Origin of the sequence: Aquimarina macrocephali JAMB N27 (genome assembly GCF_000520995.1) — a bacterium.
Lineage (GTDB): Bacteria > Bacteroidota > Bacteroidia > Flavobacteriales > Flavobacteriaceae > Aquimarina > Aquimarina macrocephali.
Genome location: NZ_JACA01000013.1, coordinates 206,145 through 222,473 on the forward strand (window position 1 = coordinate 206,145; position 16,329 = coordinate 222,473).

General features: G+C 31.1%; 17 protein-coding genes and 1 tRNA gene. 6 read left to right on the forward strand and 12 right to left on the reverse strand.

The window, feature by feature from the left end; translation table 11 throughout:
* The first annotated feature begins 180 nt into the window (after nucleotides 1-180).
* From Z054_RS31680 to Z054_RS0110355, 3 genes are all read left to right on the forward strand, one after another.
* On the forward strand, nucleotides 181-348 hold the full coding sequence (locus tag Z054_RS31680; RefSeq protein WP_161635275.1) for a hypothetical protein: 168 nt from the start codon (nucleotides 181-183) through the stop codon (nucleotides 346-348).
* Nucleotides 349-594: 246 nt separating this feature from the next.
* Nucleotides 595-668 (forward strand) — tRNA-Asn (locus Z054_RS0110350).
* A 606-nt stretch (nucleotides 669-1,274) separates the two neighbouring features.
* On the forward strand, nucleotides 1,275-3,758 hold the full coding sequence (locus tag Z054_RS0110355) for a T9SS type A sorting domain-containing protein (protein ID WP_024769994.1): 2,484 nt from the start codon (nucleotides 1,275-1,277) through the stop codon (nucleotides 3,756-3,758).
* Nucleotides 3,759-4,035: 277 nt separating this feature from the next.
* Here Z054_RS0110355 and Z054_RS0110360 read toward each other — a convergent pair whose 3' ends face one another.
* The 5 genes from Z054_RS0110360 to Z054_RS31685 form a co-directional block, all read right to left on the reverse strand.
* Nucleotides 4,036-4,293 (reverse strand): hypothetical protein, encoded by a 258-nt coding sequence (locus Z054_RS0110360; protein WP_024769995.1) that lies wholly within the window; start codon nucleotides 4,291-4,293, stop codon nucleotides 4,036-4,038.
* A 122-nt stretch (nucleotides 4,294-4,415) separates the two neighbouring features.
* Nucleotides 4,416-4,847 (reverse strand): hypothetical protein, encoded by a 432-nt coding sequence (locus tag Z054_RS0110365; RefSeq protein WP_024769996.1) that lies wholly within the window; start codon nucleotides 4,845-4,847, stop codon nucleotides 4,416-4,418.
* A gap of 141 nt (nucleotides 4,848-4,988) precedes the next feature.
* A complete protein-coding gene (locus Z054_RS0110370) occupies nucleotides 4,989-5,657 on the reverse strand; it encodes a DNA-binding response regulator (RefSeq protein ID WP_024769997.1) in 669 nt (222 codons plus the stop codon).
* 10 nt (nucleotides 5,658-5,667) lie between these two features.
* Nucleotides 5,668-7,602, reverse strand: a complete 1,935-nt coding sequence (locus Z054_RS0110375) for an ATP-binding protein (RefSeq protein WP_024769998.1) — start codon at nucleotides 7,600-7,602, stop codon at nucleotides 5,668-5,670.
* A 72-nt stretch (nucleotides 7,603-7,674) separates the two neighbouring features.
* Nucleotides 7,675-7,812, reverse strand: a complete 138-nt coding sequence (locus Z054_RS31685; RefSeq protein ID WP_161635276.1) for a hypothetical protein — start codon at nucleotides 7,810-7,812, stop codon at nucleotides 7,675-7,677.
* Nucleotides 7,813-8,340: 528 nt separating this feature from the next.
* Between Z054_RS31685 and Z054_RS0110385 the strand changes: the two genes are divergently transcribed.
* The gene (locus Z054_RS0110385; protein WP_024769999.1) at nucleotides 8,341-9,243 is read left to right on the forward strand and encodes a tetratricopeptide repeat protein; all 903 of its coding nucleotides are present in this window, start codon (nucleotides 8,341-8,343) and stop codon (nucleotides 9,241-9,243) included.
* A gap of 22 nt (nucleotides 9,244-9,265) precedes the next feature.
* Nucleotides 9,266-9,928 carry a hypothetical protein gene (locus tag Z054_RS0110390; RefSeq protein WP_024770000.1) on the forward strand — a complete coding sequence of 221 codons (663 nt, stop codon included), beginning with the start codon at nucleotides 9,266-9,268 and terminating at the stop codon, nucleotides 9,926-9,928.
* A gap of 47 nt (nucleotides 9,929-9,975) precedes the next feature.
* On the opposite strand, the gene Z054_RS0110395 is transcribed toward Z054_RS0110390, so the two are convergent.
* The 7 genes from Z054_RS0110395 to Z054_RS0110425 all read right to left on the reverse strand — a co-directional run bounded on the left by Z054_RS0110395 (nucleotide 9,976) and on the right by Z054_RS0110425 (nucleotide 14,843).
* Nucleotides 9,976-10,548, reverse strand: a complete 573-nt coding sequence (locus Z054_RS0110395) for a Crp/Fnr family transcriptional regulator (RefSeq protein ID WP_024770001.1) — start codon at nucleotides 10,546-10,548, stop codon at nucleotides 9,976-9,978.
* 256 nt (nucleotides 10,549-10,804) lie between these two features.
* Nucleotides 10,805-10,993: a hypothetical protein gene (locus tag Z054_RS0110400; protein ID WP_024770002.1), complete on the reverse strand. Its 189-nt coding sequence runs from the start codon at nucleotides 10,991-10,993 to the stop codon at nucleotides 10,805-10,807.
* A gap of 225 nt (nucleotides 10,994-11,218) precedes the next feature.
* A complete protein-coding gene (locus tag Z054_RS31690) occupies nucleotides 11,219-11,392 on the reverse strand; it encodes a class I lanthipeptide (RefSeq protein WP_161635277.1) in 174 nt (57 codons plus the stop codon).
* A gap of 120 nt (nucleotides 11,393-11,512) precedes the next feature.
* Complete coding sequence (locus Z054_RS0110410) at nucleotides 11,513-13,237, reverse strand: helix-turn-helix domain-containing protein (RefSeq protein WP_024770003.1); 1,725 nt, start codon at nucleotides 13,235-13,237, stop codon at nucleotides 11,513-11,515.
* Nucleotides 13,238-13,356: 119 nt separating this feature from the next.
* Complete coding sequence (locus tag Z054_RS0110415) at nucleotides 13,357-13,716, reverse strand: TfoX/Sxy family protein (protein WP_024770004.1); 360 nt, start codon at nucleotides 13,714-13,716, stop codon at nucleotides 13,357-13,359.
* Between the two features lie 2 nt (nucleotides 13,717-13,718).
* Nucleotides 13,719-14,435 carry a DUF2461 domain-containing protein gene (locus Z054_RS0110420; RefSeq protein WP_152538522.1) on the reverse strand — a complete coding sequence of 239 codons (717 nt, stop codon included), beginning with the start codon at nucleotides 14,433-14,435 and terminating at the stop codon, nucleotides 13,719-13,721.
* 45 nt (nucleotides 14,436-14,480) lie between these two features.
* The gene (locus Z054_RS0110425; protein WP_024770006.1) at nucleotides 14,481-14,843 is read right to left on the reverse strand and encodes a VOC family protein; all 363 of its coding nucleotides are present in this window, start codon (nucleotides 14,841-14,843) and stop codon (nucleotides 14,481-14,483) included.
* 92 nt (nucleotides 14,844-14,935) lie between these two features.
* On the opposite strand from Z054_RS0110425, the gene Z054_RS0110430 reads away from it, so the two are divergent.
* Complete coding sequence (locus tag Z054_RS0110430) at nucleotides 14,936-16,327, forward strand: hypothetical protein (protein WP_024770007.1); 1,392 nt, start codon at nucleotides 14,936-14,938, stop codon at nucleotides 16,325-16,327.
* The last annotated feature ends 2 nt before the right edge of the window (nucleotides 16,328-16,329 follow it).

The window sequence follows — 16,329 nt, forward strand, 5'->3', positions numbered from 1 at the left end:
ATAAATCAAGTCAATACAACTAAGGTTATATTGACTTGATTTTTTTTATACCTCTTTTAAAACAGCTTTTTTCATTTACTATATACAATCTCATAATTTGAGACCAACGTGCATTAGTTTTACATCAGTTATCAATCAAAAGATAGCTTAAAAATAATGTATCATTAAATCAATTAAAAAATGAAAAACGTAATCGAATTAACAAGTTTAGAAGCTAAAAGTATTAATGGTGGTACTGAGCCACATTCTACAAATGTATATGATGATGGAACAGGCGGTGGATGTATTCCTCCATTCTTCCCTCAATTTCCTAAACCATTTCCAGGAGGAGAACCTATTTTATTCTAAACGATTTTTATCTGGACTAAGAAGTAAGAAATAAGTTTCTTATTTAAACAAAAACAAGTTAAAAACCTCAACTACAAACATATATTTGAGGTTTTTCATGTAACAAGCATTAATAAACAAAATAATATTTGGCAAATGCTCAATAAATAACCTTAAAAAATCAAAAAAATCTTTTCGAGATATAAAAAATAGTATATATTTGCACTCGCAAAAAGAGAAAAACATTCTATATTTGCAAAAATAAATTCCTCCTTAGCTCAGTTGGTTAGAGCATCTGACTGTTAATCAGAGGGTCCTTGGTTCGAGTCCAAGAGGGGGAGCAAAAGTCCAGCAGAAATGTTGGACTTTTTTGCGTTTTATAATTTAACAAAGTTTTGCCCACTTTTCCCAGCCTTGCGCAAGGTAAAACAAACATATTCTACTGTATATTATAAGAGAAGTTAGATCTATGATTCCTAATAATCAGTTTATCTATTTGATTAAAAAGTACTCATGAATATAAGCTAGAGTACTATTAAAAAAGCAATCTTCTCAGGATTTAATTTATTATTTCAAAAATGATTTTTGAAGCCCTTAGAAACAATTAATTCCTTCTATTTTAGTGAGCCCTAAAATATAAAATAGAGTATTAACAAAATATTATCTTGTTAAAGAAGAACTAAATTACTAATTTTGCACCCACTTGTATTACACACAATAAATTACTTACTTCCCCCCTCTTAGTAATGGTAATACAATACTTCTTAAAACCACAGACCGAGAGAACATAAAATGTCTCTAAATTAAATTGCCCCTATTATCTCCATAATTGGTTTGCTCAGATGTGCTGCCATTTAAAATTATTAATTGTTATGATATATACAAAAAGTATATACCATAACACTGTGTATTATACGTTAAAGATCAACTATTTTAAATCTATAGTTATGAAAAAACTATTACTTATTTGTTTACTTTTTCATTTGGGGAATCAGCTCATCTCTGCTCAAGCAGATTATATAAGCTGGGAATTTAGAGGAGGAAGGCTTCTTGCCAATCCAGATGGCACATCTACTGGGCCAGGGCCAGAACCTGCAGGGCTAGATGTTGCTGCCACACCACTAACTCCACCAGCCTTTGGTCGTCTTAGGTCTGCAGTATTGGGAGATTTGGATAATGATAATGATTTGGATTTTATTTCTGGTAGCCAAGGAGGGACTGTTCATTATTTTCAGAATACAGGAACTGTTACTGCACCTAATTGGGTAGCAGCATCCATACCCACTTTGGATACCATAAAGATAAATACCTATAGTAGCACTAGTACTTTTAGAAATCAAAACAGACCACAACTGGCAGATATTGATGATGATGGCGATCTGGACCTATTTATTGGATCCCAATATAATTATGAAGGCACTACTCTCGATGATGTTCGCTTTTATAGAAATGTAGGAACACCAGAAGTACCAGTATTTGAATATGTTCCTATGTGTATCCCTGGTCTTTTAGATCAGAATATTGCAGAATTTCCTGGTTTAGGCTTTGTAGATCTTGACAATGACACAGATCTTGATCTAGTTGCTTTAGGTAGTGATAAAATGACATACTATAAAAATATAGGCACCAAAGAGAATCCTAGTTTTGAATTACAATCTGAAGCAGATAGTCCCTGGGATGATGAAAGTGCATATGCTAATATGGATGTACCCATACCAGTATTTGAAGATTTTGACAAAGATGGTGATTATGATATGTATTTTATGATTGATACCGGTTTTGTTAGATGGATAGAAAATATTGGCACTGCAACTACCCCTAATTTTGCTTCTTCTCCTCAACAACTATTTAATGGTGAATTAACCAATGGAGAAATAGGAAGTTTTTCTACTATAGATTTTGGTGATGTAGATGGGGATGGTCTTAAAGATGCAATTTTAGGAAGCTTTCACGTAGCCAGATTTGCATGGTTTAGACAAGTACCTATTTGCATCGCACCAACAATATCAACCATTACAGCAACACCTGTTACCTGTGAAGGAGAAACTTCTACCATAACTATTACTGGTAATCTTAATATTGCCTCTACTTGGTCGATATATACTGATTCTTGTGGTGGCACATTGGTGGGTACAACAACCACAAACACTTCTACCTTTGAAGTTACTCCTACCGCCCCAAGTACTACCTATTATATACGAGGAGAGGATGATGGTATATCCTGTATTGACGAAACAACAGCTCCTTGTACAGCAATAACCATTATGGTTAATGCTATCGATGATCCTAGTTTTAACTATGATGCAAATAATTATTGTAAAGGTGATTCTAATCCAACACCAATGATTACAGGGTTAGCTGGTGGGGTATTCTCCAGCACAGCAGGATTAAATATTGATCCCGGGACAGGAGTCATTGATATTGCTGCAAGTACAACAGGATCCTACACCATAACCTATACCACTACTGGAACTTGCCCAGATTCTAGTGATGTTCTTGTGGATATTACTGAATTAGACAATCCGAGTTTTAATTATAATACAGACAACTATTGCAAAGGTGACACCAACCCAACACCAACAATTACAGGATTAGCAGGAGGAGTATTCTCTAGCACAGCAGGACTGAGTATTGATCCCGGAACAGGAATTATTGATATTGCTGCAAGTACTATAGGGTCTTATACCATAACCTATACCACTAGTGGAATCTGCCCCAATTCCAGCAACGCTCTTGTGGACATTACCGAATTAGATAATCCAAGTTTTAACTTTGATACAGACAATTATTGCAAAGGTGACCCCAACCCAACGCCAACAATTACAGGATTAGCAGGAGGGGTATTCTCTAGTACAGCAGGGCTGGGTATTGATCCCGGGACAGGAACCATAGATATTGCTGCAAGTACAGCAGGGTCATACACAATAACGTATACCACATCTGGTACATGCACTAACTCTAACACAATTGATATAACTATAAATGCATTACCCGATGTAACAATAACAAATAATTCCCCAACCTATACTGCTACTCATACAGGAGCGATATATCAATGGATTGATTGCAATACAGACCAACCAATTAGTGGGGAAACAAACCAATCATTCACCGCATCCAAAAACGGTTCGTATGCTGTTGATATTACGCAAGACGGTTGTACAAACAGATCTTCTTGTATTGTAGTAGATACTATTACATCAAAACCAGAAGACACAATATCTTCTTTTAAATCTTATCCGAACCCAACCGATGGAATTATAACTGTTACAATTACAGTTCAAAAAATCTCGATATTTAATTACTATGGCAGAAAAGTATTCGAAACATCAGATTCTAGCTTTGATATATCATCTCTTCAACCTGGAGTATATTTCATGGAGGTTGAAACTAGCAAAGGAAGAACCATAAAAAAAATTGTACGTCGATAGAGAATGTTGATATAAAATAGTATTCTCAAAACCCATTTTATAAAAAACCTTTCGATTAACGAAAGGTTTTTTAACTTTTTTCACAAAAGACTTATTTGTTTTAGAATGGATTACTTTCATAAATTACAAATTCTCCCTATTCTTCTTTTACTTTTATCTTACTAATAAACTTCTAGTAGACAAGCCCAATTCTTTTTCAATAATTCATAGAAATCAAAACGACACACACCTATTCTTTTTTGAATTAGTTAAAAAAATTAATCAATCTACTTTTTCATCAATCAAATAATCCTCTTATAATTTCACGAAGTAGCCCTGTTCTAACAAGAAAAATTAATAATCCTACTAAAAAGATTAGCATTCTCCATACTACATTTCCAACAAACCTTCCTATTGCTGCCCCTATTATCGCTAGAATTATAGCCATAATAAAACTTGATTCCTCCCCGCTAATTCCGATTCCAAATCCTAAAACACCCCCTACAACCGCAAAAATTTGAACTAAAGACTCCCCGCCTGAATTTTCTGTATTCATCTTTAAAATAATTTAAAAAATTAATAAATAACCCTTATATATTTGATTTTGATTTGGGGGATAATTCCAATAATTCTTTAAAAACTTATCTGTGTTTTTTTATATATTTTACAAGTACACGACTATAATTTCCAATTAAAATCCCTTAGAAAATTATCTATAGTATACTTTCCTTTTATTTTTTTGATATACGATTTTGCTCTTGTACCAGCATCATCTACATTAATGATTGTATATTTTCCATACTCATCCATTGAAATATAGAAGTTATCTGCATTGTAACTTGGATGTTTAATTTTTGTCCCCGCATACACTGGATTATATCCCTTTAATCTTATCCCATACTGTGTATTTTCTATTGCCATAGTTTGCTCAATCATTGTGGTTCTTTTATCATAATACCTAACACGCATTTTACCGGTTCCATTATCAAAAATCACCAGAGCACATCGATATTGAGTTAAACCAGCAGTAAACTTGACCTCAAAGATTTCCTGACTATGAATTGTTAATGGTAATAGAAGTGCTAAAAACAGAATTTTAATGTATTTCATGATGCCTACTTTTGAATTCGACTAATGCTTCCCGTATGAATTATTATCTATAACTCAAAAGTAAAGTGATTAAAAATCAATAGCTTGCGACAAACCGCAATCCATTGATTTTTAATCACTTTAAGTTTTCAGAAACTACAATTAAATCAGGCCAGCATCTTTGGCAATTCCTATAAGCTGAGGAAGTGTTTTGGCATCAAAAAGTTCTTTAAGTTTTTGTAAACGAAACTCAATGTTTCTTTTACTACCAGAAGTTAAATTATGCTTATTAAAATAATCCGAGATCTGTTGTTGTGTCAAGCCCTTGGCTATTAATTTCAAAATTAAAGTATCTGTTTTTTTTATTTCTGAAATGTTATCAGATCTTCGAAGTAATTTCATAATATCATCAGAATAATAATATTTATCCTGAAGAATAGCATTGATTGCCTTAACTATATCTTCAGTACCTTGTCGACCTTTTGAAACATAAGCGTTAATTTTTTGACTATCAACAAGTTCCCTTATTTTCCCAATACGATTTTCTACAGAAAAAACGACAATCTTAAGATCTGGTTGGATTTTTCTAACTTGTTTAATAAGTTCATCTCCAGAACTAATTTTTCTCAATTTATGATCTTCTTTAAAAGAGAGATCGGTAATTAAGAGATCAAATGGAATGTTTTTCTGTCTGGCAGATCTTAGTTTAAGTAAAGCATTATCACAATAATTAACAGTTTCTATTTCCTGAATACAAAACTCTTTTAACGTGTTTTGCAATCCTACACTAATACTTTGTTGATCTTCGGAGATAAGGACTTTTTTAAACATACAATAAAAATTATCTTTGAAACATAATGGTCGCTACAAACCCCTCGTCTGGGCTAGTCTCAAAGATAAACTCCCCTTTTATATTTTCAATGCGATTTTCCGCATTAGCTAATCCATTAATATTTAGGTTCTTTTTAATAGCTCCTATACCATTGTCTTTGTAAGTAACAATTCTATGTTTTCCTGCATCTTTTACCATTAATGTTGTCTTGGTAGCCTTGCTATGCTTTATCGTATTAATAAAAAGCTCTTGAACCACTCTAAACACTGCTATTTTTTTATAATCAGGGACAGTGGACCAATCTGTCTCTGACACATTAGTAATAACAATCATATTTTGGTTATTGTATTGTTGTATTAAATTTTTTAATTCTTTTTGAAAATTAACAACATCAACACTTGTCATCTCTGTTGATATGTCTCTTGCTCTTAGATAGATATTTTGCAATCTATCCCCTATACTTTTTCGTATTGAAAAAGTAGAAATATCCTGAGTGTTTTCTATAAAATTGGTAACACTAGATATATCATTTGCCAATTCATCATGAACCTTTTTTGAAATCCTTCTTTCAGTATTATAAACTTTTGTTTCTGTATCTTTTCTATGTTTCTGCATCAAATAATACGACACAAAAACAATAATCAATATAAGTATAACTCCTATTAAAAGATAAATTATCTTTTGAGTCCTTTGAAAAGAAACTTCTAATTCCTGTTTAGCAGTAAGATCTTTTAATCTATGAATCTCTTCTACCTTTAGCTGATCATCATACCTGATCTTAGCAAATTGAGTCTTAACCTGTAATTCTTGTTTCTGAAGACTATCGGTAAGTTCTATATATCTTGTTTTAATATTGATGTCCTCGGGTTTCATTTTCATTAAAAAACTTAAGGCTTCTAATTCTCCTTTTGGGTTTTTAATACTTTTAGAAATTTTCATCGTTCTATCAAACCATTTTAAAGATTTTTCCCTGTCCTTTTGAGAAAAATATTCTCCCAAATGCTTATAACTTGCTATTAACCCTCGTTTATCATTTTCTTGAGTTCTTATACGTAATGCGCTTAAAAGTTCTTTTTCGATATCTAATGTATCCTTAAGCCACCGGGCATATGCATAATTATCTATCAACCTGGCTTTTTGTTTTGGTGAAATATGCAGCAAAGAATCACTTAAAATATCTCTAAATAATTCAATTGCCTTTTTATACCTTTTATTATTAATGTATACTATTGAAAGATTGTTTTTATAAACCAATCTATCCGTATTAGATTTTGTATTTACAATAGCTTTTTCATAATATTTTATTGCATCTTCATTATTCAAAAGGTTCTTATTGCTTATGGCCAAAACATTATATGCCGAAGCAATATATTTTGCATCTTTATCTGGTAACAAATACCGTAATGCATCTGTAATTGTTTCTTTACTTCCAAAAAAATCACTATAACTTTGTTGTACATAAGCCATATTCAATAAACGCCTACCTATCTGACTACTATCTTTTATTGCCAAAAAATTATTTTTTGATTTATTATAATAATAGTATGCGCTATCAGAATAAAATTTGATATTATCAAAATAATATGCTTTTAAATAATATGCTTTTCCTTCGTAATAAATATCTTTAGTTGCATTAGTCTTTTCTAATAATAAGGCATTATAATGCTTTAAGCTATCTATCTGTTTAAGGGAATAATGAATAACACTTTTCTGATATAAAACCTTATGATAAACAGTGTTTTCATAGTCTATATCAAAACGCTTATATGCATTATTTATAGCCTGATACCTAATATTTAGGTCTTTGGTTTTGTCTTTAGAAAGGTGATAATAATACGCTATACTATCCAAAGGTTTCTCTTTTTCAGAAAAAGTAACAAGGTGCTCTTTATTACAAGCACAAAATAGAATGATCAATACAACTACTAAAGTTTTATTATTCATATTTTCAATAGTTTAAGAGTTAAAATTAAAAAAAAAGCCACACTTTCATGTGGCCTTTTTGATTTATCATTTTTAATCATCGTCGTCAGGTTGCTCTTCTACAGTACCTTCTTCAGTAGTAGCTGTTTCATAATCACAAATATCGTCTGCAAAGTCATTTTTTTCTTCACAAGAAGTAAAGATTAATCCTATAAACAGGCAGGTCATCATACATTTTATTATATTCTTTATATTTTTCATTTTATTAAATTTTTTGATTAAACATTACAGTTTTCCTTACCGAATCTTTATGAAGATTCGGGCAGTCTTATAAAATCAAAGCACTTTGATAGTTTTTGAGAAGAATGAAGTTTTGATAAGGATGGAAATATCTTCTTCTCTTAAGTTATTTTCAACCCATTAAACTTCATAAGTAGTTTTCTAGAATCAACTACGATACAAAGGTGAAAAACATAATCGGTCGATAACATTGGTCGATTATCGGCCGACGACTATTAAAAAATATTCTTAATTGACCTGTTTTTAGGCTACAGTAAACTCTTTTTGTTTTTAACTTTTCTGCAAAAAATATTGATTTGCATCATCAAATGGAGAAAATCAAAAACCATAACTATTTTATCATTCTAACAACCACTTATTTTTGAGCATTGTGGTTTTCCGCAAAAGTGGTTTCCCAACTTTTAATACTTTCACTTCACTTTATACAGCGTATTTAAGAAATATTTTAAACTCATTAAAATGGCTAAATCCTTATCAGAATCACAGTTTGATGTATTTGTATATTTTTTTGATGCTATTGCAAAAAAACATACTCCAAATAAGTCTTTTAAAGATTATATAGAGCGGGATATTAACAGACTTATAGAGCAACTACAAGAAAAAACAAAAGAAAAAATTGGCCGAACTACTATAGTTAATTATAGAGATCGGTACAATAAAAAAGAAGGAGAAAAATTCACCTACTTAAAATCTTATCTGGATATTTTGGCACAGTATATTGACTATTCTTCCTATAAGAACTTCATTAAAGAAAATAAAGCTTTCTGGGGGCTTGAGAAATATCAAGCAGAAGAACTTATACTTAGTGGAGGGAACAAAAAGAAACACAAATCCAGTACAGATGAAAAGAGGTATTGTAAAAAGTTATCATATAAAAAACTTTCTGGTTTAACACAAAAAGAAATTATTGAGTACACCCAATCTTTTTTATCGCAAACAAAATCAGAATCTTCTAATGACAAAGTTTTTTTCTGGTTAGGAGTTTTATTTCTCTCCCAAAATCAATATGAAGAAGCCATAATGTATTTAAAAGAGTCTATTAAAATTAATCCAATCGATGACGAATATCATTATAATTTGGCCTTGGCAATGTTTAAAGGAAAGAGACCTTTTAGACTAAAAATGAATGAAATCAAAGAAATACAAACTTCTCTAAAAACAGCAATACGTATAAATATTAAGAAAGAAAAATATCATTGTCTAAAACACCTTATTACTCAAGATTATTTTAGACGAAGTGGACTCGATGATCCAGACAATTCTTCTAATAATTTACCAATAATAACACAAGAAGAACCCAATGAGCTGGAACGCTTATTTTCTACACTAGGGCTATCCAAAGACAATTATTTTAAAAATTGAAACCAACATAAATAATCTTCACATGACTTCAAATGGAAAAAAAATTAAACAATATTTCTCAAAATCTATTTTAACCTCTAAGATCTCGGATAATGAGTTTGATACCCTTCTCAATGAATCAATTAGTAAATTATTTGACAGAGCGTTGACCAAAACACTTTTAGATAAAAATGATTGTTTAAGAACTCCGCGTCGTATTACAGGGCCAAAAATGTATGATATTGGAGGAGCCGAATTTAAATTAAAAAAAGGGAAAGACAATTTTATCAGATACATCCCAATAGGAATAACGATCATCAACTTTACACAACATGAAATCGTATTTTATCAATGTGTATTTGATCCCATAACTGAAAATCCCTTAAATGAATCTACCTCATCCTATTTTTATACAGATGTAGTTTCTATAGAAACCAAATCAGAATCAGTAACCCACGAAGAATTTACTTTTGGTGAGAAAGTTGTAAATGAAATTCCGCTTATAGGAAAACTAATAAATAATGGTACAATTCATCAATATAATGTTTCAGAAAAATTCATATTAACAACTTCGGGGAGCTCTTGGATAGAAGTCAGACTTTCTGAAAATGTTATGATCGAAGAGGTCGGGGGAGAGTTCAGCACATCAGACGCAGATAATGCAATACGTAGTATCAGACAAATGTTACGAGATAAAAAAAGATGATTCTTATAGATCCATAATGGCCATAAATCAGGTATAAGCAACCCCTTTTAACGATCCTTAGCTTTTACTTTACTTACAAATTCTGGTGACAACCCTAAATAAGAAGCGATCATATATTGGGGAACCCGCTGTGAGAACTTAGGGTTACTTAACACAAATTGCTTATAAAGATGCTCTCCCGAAAGATTACGAGTGTATTTTACTTTATTTATATGAGCAATATGGGTTTTTTCAGTAATTATTCTAAAAAACCTATCAATTTTAGGAAGTTTAGCTGATAGTTCTTCAAAAGAATCCTGATGTAGTTCTAATACTACTGAATCTTCAATAGTTTGAATAAAATTTTCTGATGGACTATGATTAACTAAGCTTTTATAATTCGTAAACCACCAGTTATCAATCCCAAAATCCACAATTCGCTCTACTCCTTTTTCATCAATATAATATGATCGCACACATCCTTTTAAAATAAAATATCTCGCCCTACAGATTTTCCCTTCTTCTAACACATACTCTTTCTTTTTGAATTTCTTCACTTTAAGATAATGATAAAATAGCTCCATTTCTTCATCAGAAATATCAATATAATTCCTGGTATACTCAGCCAGATTAGTAATCATAGTTTTCTACATTAAACATTCTTCAAAAGATGTCATTTTGGTGCATTAACAAGAAAAGAAGAAAGTTCTATTTTCATTCACAAAGTTAACTATTATCTCACCTATTTTCTTCTTTACAGAACTACTATTTCACCTACACAATCCCCAAAAGACCTCTTAACAGATTTGCAAACATTCTAAAAAATACTCAACAAAAAAGACTGTCTTTTCAGACAGTCTTGTAAGTTTCAAAGATTCATATTTACTATAAAAATCTTTAGTATGGCATGCAAGTCCCTCCACCACTAGGAGATATAGAGCAATACCAATCCCATTCTCCTGTAACTTCGAAACAATCTCTTCTGGTTCTACATCCTATAGGATAAAGTATTCCCCCATTAATAGTTTTTTGTTGTTTTTTGTCCAATTGCTGAACATCTTTTAAATTTAGAATTTTTGATAACATAATTTATTAGATTTAAATTGAATTATAAAACTTACCTACTCTATCAAAAGGTTTTCGGCTTCCCCCTTTATCAAAATCTTATTCTTAATAACACTTTGACTTTTACTCTAAGGTATACTCTAACAAAGAGAGAGAAAAACATAACTCCCGTATATTAGACAAAATGAGGAGGAAGAAAGCACTTATAAAAACCTAAAAAATTTGGAATAGTTAAAAAAGATAAGCCTAAAATACTTCACGCCCACTTTGACAAACGCAATGAGTCTCATGAGACCCAGTATCAGTATCAATATCTGTAACGTCACATTCTCCTCCTTTTACCATCCTCATAGTATTGAGATTAATTCTGGTAATAGTAATTTTTTTAAGGCTGATTCTCTTGTTTTGATGTTTTTTCATAATTATAATAATTTAATATTTGTAAAATAATATACTTTCAATAAAACATCGATCATAATTTGTTAGCCTCAATTTAAATAAATTGCGGTAGGAATTAGAAGCTACTTATCTATGAAAATACTATCCTAAGTTTTCGTTTTTTTTAATATAATAGGAAGGGTTTAAACCTGTTTTGGATTTAAAATGTTTTGTAAAAGAATTATCGCTTTTATACCCTATTTCTGAAGCAATTGATTTAATCGAAAAAGATCTAAACTTCTTATCATTTTTCAACCTTTTTAATGCATATTCTATTCTTAAATCATTGATATAATCATTAAAGCTTTTTTCTTTATGTATTTTGATAATTTTTGAAAGGTATGTGGTATTTGTTTTTACTTTTTTAGCCATTGTACTTAGACTACAATCAGATTTCAAAAAATATTCTTGATCCTCCAATCTATTTAACCTCTTTAACACATTATTGATTTTCTCATCATCGATTATAATCTCTTTAACACCATCTTTTGAGTCCATTGTTTCTGTTCTGCGTTTAGACTCCAGATTGGATATTTTATCCATTAAATCATCGAATATAGTTTTGTTCATTTTTTGTTTCCTATAAAACAATCCTCCAATCATAATCAACGATATTAACAATATCAATACCACGATTATACTATATTTCACATCTTTTTGCTGTCTATTTTCGAGCTCTCTTATAGTCTCTCTTATAGTCTCTCCTAACTCTTGAGTATCCTTATTGTATATTTTATTAACGGTTTTATCCTTTTCGTCCTGAAATTGAGCCTGAAGTATTGTATGTTTATTAAGCCAGTATTTAGATTCTCGCTCATTTCCTATCGCCTCATAACAAACTGCCAGTAGTCGATATGCATCCAAAACTCTATCATTTCTTGAATCTTTTTCTTCTAACAGGTTTAATATACTATCCAAAGATGCAATTGCCTTTCTATACGCTTCTTGTTTGTAATAACAACGGGCAAGAAAATAATGAAGGTTCATTATAGATTTTTTTTGCTTAATTTTATGAGTAAGCACAATATCTTCAGCCAAGTGTAAATACTCAAATGCCTTAGGTAAATCGTTTTTATAAAAAAACACTGCTCCTTTTTTAGTATTCAAATCAATAGATCCAATATGATACCCTATAGGTTTACTAAGTTTAATTCCTATTTCTGTATAATGAAGTACAGAATCATATTTTTTTTGATCCAGATATATTTCACTTATAATAGTAATTAGATTGACATGATTTTTACCATTTTTAAAAGATGAATTTTCTGCAAGTTTTAAGGAATGTTTACAGACTTCTAAAGCTTTATCCAATTGCTTCATTCTTCTACGAATCATAGTAATTCCAGAATTTGCAACAATCTCATATTCAACATTTCCATTCTTTTGCGCAATTTCCAACGCCTTGTAATATGAGTCCAGTGCTTTTTGATTTTTCCAATCCTTGAGATAAGAATTCCCAAGTTTCAAGTAAATAGCACATAAAAACAGATCGTAGTTCGCTTTTTTTGCTGCCTTTGCTGCATGACTAAAGTAATATGCACTTCTTTCGTAGTTTTCCGTTTTGTAAAAAGAAAGTGCTATATAATAATATTCATTGGTCCTGGCGCTATCCTGATTTTTGAGATTAGAAAGTGCTATTTCATAAATTTTAGCATCTTCTGGTGTAGATTTCTTTATAAATTCTCCTAATTCTTTGGACGATCTACCAACAAGGCTATCAAATACTGGTACATTATTTTTCTGAGCAAACATTGCCGTTGTCAAGAAAATAGATAATCCTATAGAAAAAAATAAGGGTATTGATAAAAGTCTTTTAAAAAAAATCATTATTCTGGATATGGTACAACTATCCAAATGTAATAATTACTTTTTTAAGCCGATTTTAAGGTATTATACCCTGGTAAAAATAGCTAGGACACAATTATTTTAAATGATTGGGGTTTATTTTATCTCTTCTTACTACTTTTTGCAAAAGGGTTAAAATCCAAACACAATTGCACCCAATACTCTAAGTCTTCATCCAGATCAAAACCATCGGGGGTAACAAACACAAAACCCTTCATAGGTCTGCCAGTAAAGTCCATTGGCTGACACCCTTCTTTTTTCATAGCTTCTTCGGTTGCATCCACTCCTATTCGTGCCATAAGTAGATCCATTTCCTTTTTCTTACTAAAATGAATTCCACAACACATTTTGTTATCGACCATAAAACATAATCCTCCCATCATTTTTTTTTCATAAAAATCTGCCTTTTGTTCTCTAAAAATCTGTCGAATACGATCTGCTATAAACTCATTGTATGCCATAGTTATTGAATTGCTTTTAATAAATATTCATTTACAGGGCGCATCGTTTGCCAATACGTCATCATCTCTTCGACCAAAACACTACTACTAATTAGACCAGGAGCTTCTTCTCCAACAAAATAGAACTGTTTATTAGCAATTAAAGGTTCCTTTTCACATGCCTCCTGCCATTCTTTGGGGATTCGTTTCATTGTTTCGCCTCTAATTTCACCAAATTTCTGCACAAAATCCTTATCCTCTAATAAATTCCTAAATGTCTTAGGCGATTTATTAATTGCGGTTCTTATATTATGTAATTGTTCTTTTGACGGGCCAAAACACCCACCCATGATACCTACCATTTCTGGCGAAAAACGTAAAAATATACCAGGGATACTTTTGTCTTTACACCCTTTACTCGAAATAAAAGCTGTGTAATGTAAGTTATAAGGAGACTTATCTTTAGAAAAACGAATATCTCTATTGATTCTAAGGACACAATCCTTAGGCTCAATTTGTAAATTCGGCTCCAGCTGTTGTATTTCTCTTATCATTTCACCTACAAATGCCTCGAACGGTTTTTTTATACTGGTTTCATATCTTTTTTTGTTTTCATGAAACCAGTCCTTATGATTATTCTTTGCCAGCTCTTTAAAAAAAGCTACAAAATCTTCTGTAAAATAGTGCATCAATACGGTAATTAAAATTAATAAAAAGAACAAATAAGTATCTCTTGCCACATTGAACCTTTTGACTTTGTTCAATGCGACAAAACATACAAAATACTACTTCATAGAATGAAAAGCCACTCTATTCCCTTCGGTATCCAAAAAAATGGCCATATATCCATTTTCTCCCAGTGAAGTTTTTGGCATTAAAATCTTGCCTCCTGCTTTCTCTACCCGAGCCAAAGGAACAGATAGATCATCACCACCATTAAGATAAGCAAATGTACCTTCTTGTGAAGGTTTATTTCCATTACCATGAGTAATGCAACCTCCCACGCCTCCATCTTTATATGGAAAAAAAGCCATTTTAAAATCCATCTCCATAGGTTGTAGTTCGGCTTCCAAAAGCGCATTATAAAATTGTATTGCTCTTTCAAAATTAGTGCTTGGTATCTCAAACCAGCTAATTGCATTTGACATGATGTTATAATTTATTGGTTTCTAATATCTCAAAGGTAAGTGATCATATGTGTCAAAAAAATTATATTTTTACAAAAACATAGGTTTCTAAAATGAAAAAAAACGAAGAATTATTTTACCTGATCCAATCGTTATCTAAAAGTGAAAAGCGTTATTTTAAATTAAGCACACAAGGAAATGAATCTTCAGAATACCTAAATCTTTTTGATGCAATAGAAGCCCAAAAGGAATATAATGAAGCTCAAATTAAAGCCCTTTTTAAAGACAAAGCGTTTGTAACTCAATTAACCACAATAAAAAACTATCTAAAACAGCGTATTCTTCAATCGTTAAGAAATTATCACTCTCGAATTTCAAAAAATGCGGAGCTTATGGATATTATTCGTAATGTAGAAATTCTATTTCACAAAGGCCAGTATACAATCTGTTTAAGTGAATTAAATCGGGCCGAAAAAAAAGCAAAAAACTTTCAGCAGGATGTTTTGCTTTTTCACATACAAGATTGGAAAAGAAAAGTACACCAGGCATTATATCCCCAGGATTTTGAGACATTTAAGGCTATTATTCAAAAGCAAAAAGAAACGCTCGAATCTACCAATGAATATATTAGCCTTCTACTAGCCAATATAGACCCTACGCAATTCTCATTATCACATAAAAAAAGTGTTTCGTTACAAAATAAAACTCTCAAAACACTACACAAATACAGAAAACAACTCCTAACCAAGCATACAGACAAAGCAAAACAAACTCTAGAAGATCTCATCAAAGAATGGGAACAAAACCCCGAACTGTTAAAAGAATACTTTGCAATGTATTTTTCTATAAACAACAACCTTCTTGGTTTTCTTGTGTTCAAAAAACAATACAAAGAAGCGTTTGTAAGAATTTTACTTTTAAAACAAAAAGCGCTTACCATTGGCACTATTTCTGCAGCTTTGATTAAAGAAAAATTAAGGCTCTATAACATAGAACTTGAAATTCACCGAAATCTAAAAGAACTACATACCACTCATGAGATTATTGATGAAATCCAAAATTTTATTGAGCTACATAAAACTCTTGTCCCTAATAATTATTGGCTATCTTTTCGTTTTCAATTTGCAAATATTTATTTCTTAAAAAAGGATCACAAAAAAGCATTACAATGGATCAATGACATCCTTAATCATCAAACCAAAAAAGATCGAAAAGATTTAATCACTTATACCTATTGGATAAACCTATTGGTTCATTATGAGCTTGGCAATGGATTTACATTACGATATTTGATAAATTCTATGAAAAAATATCTTAAAAAACAAAAAAACATAGTTTCCTATGAAAAAATTGTATTAAAGTTTTTATCAAAAACTGTCGAATATGATGTTATAGAGAAAAGAAAAGCTTTTACGGTGCTTAAAGAACAGCTCGAGGAACATCCAATTCCTGGCCATATATTAGGATATGTTGATTTTAAAGAATGGGTGTATAGAAATTGCTAACT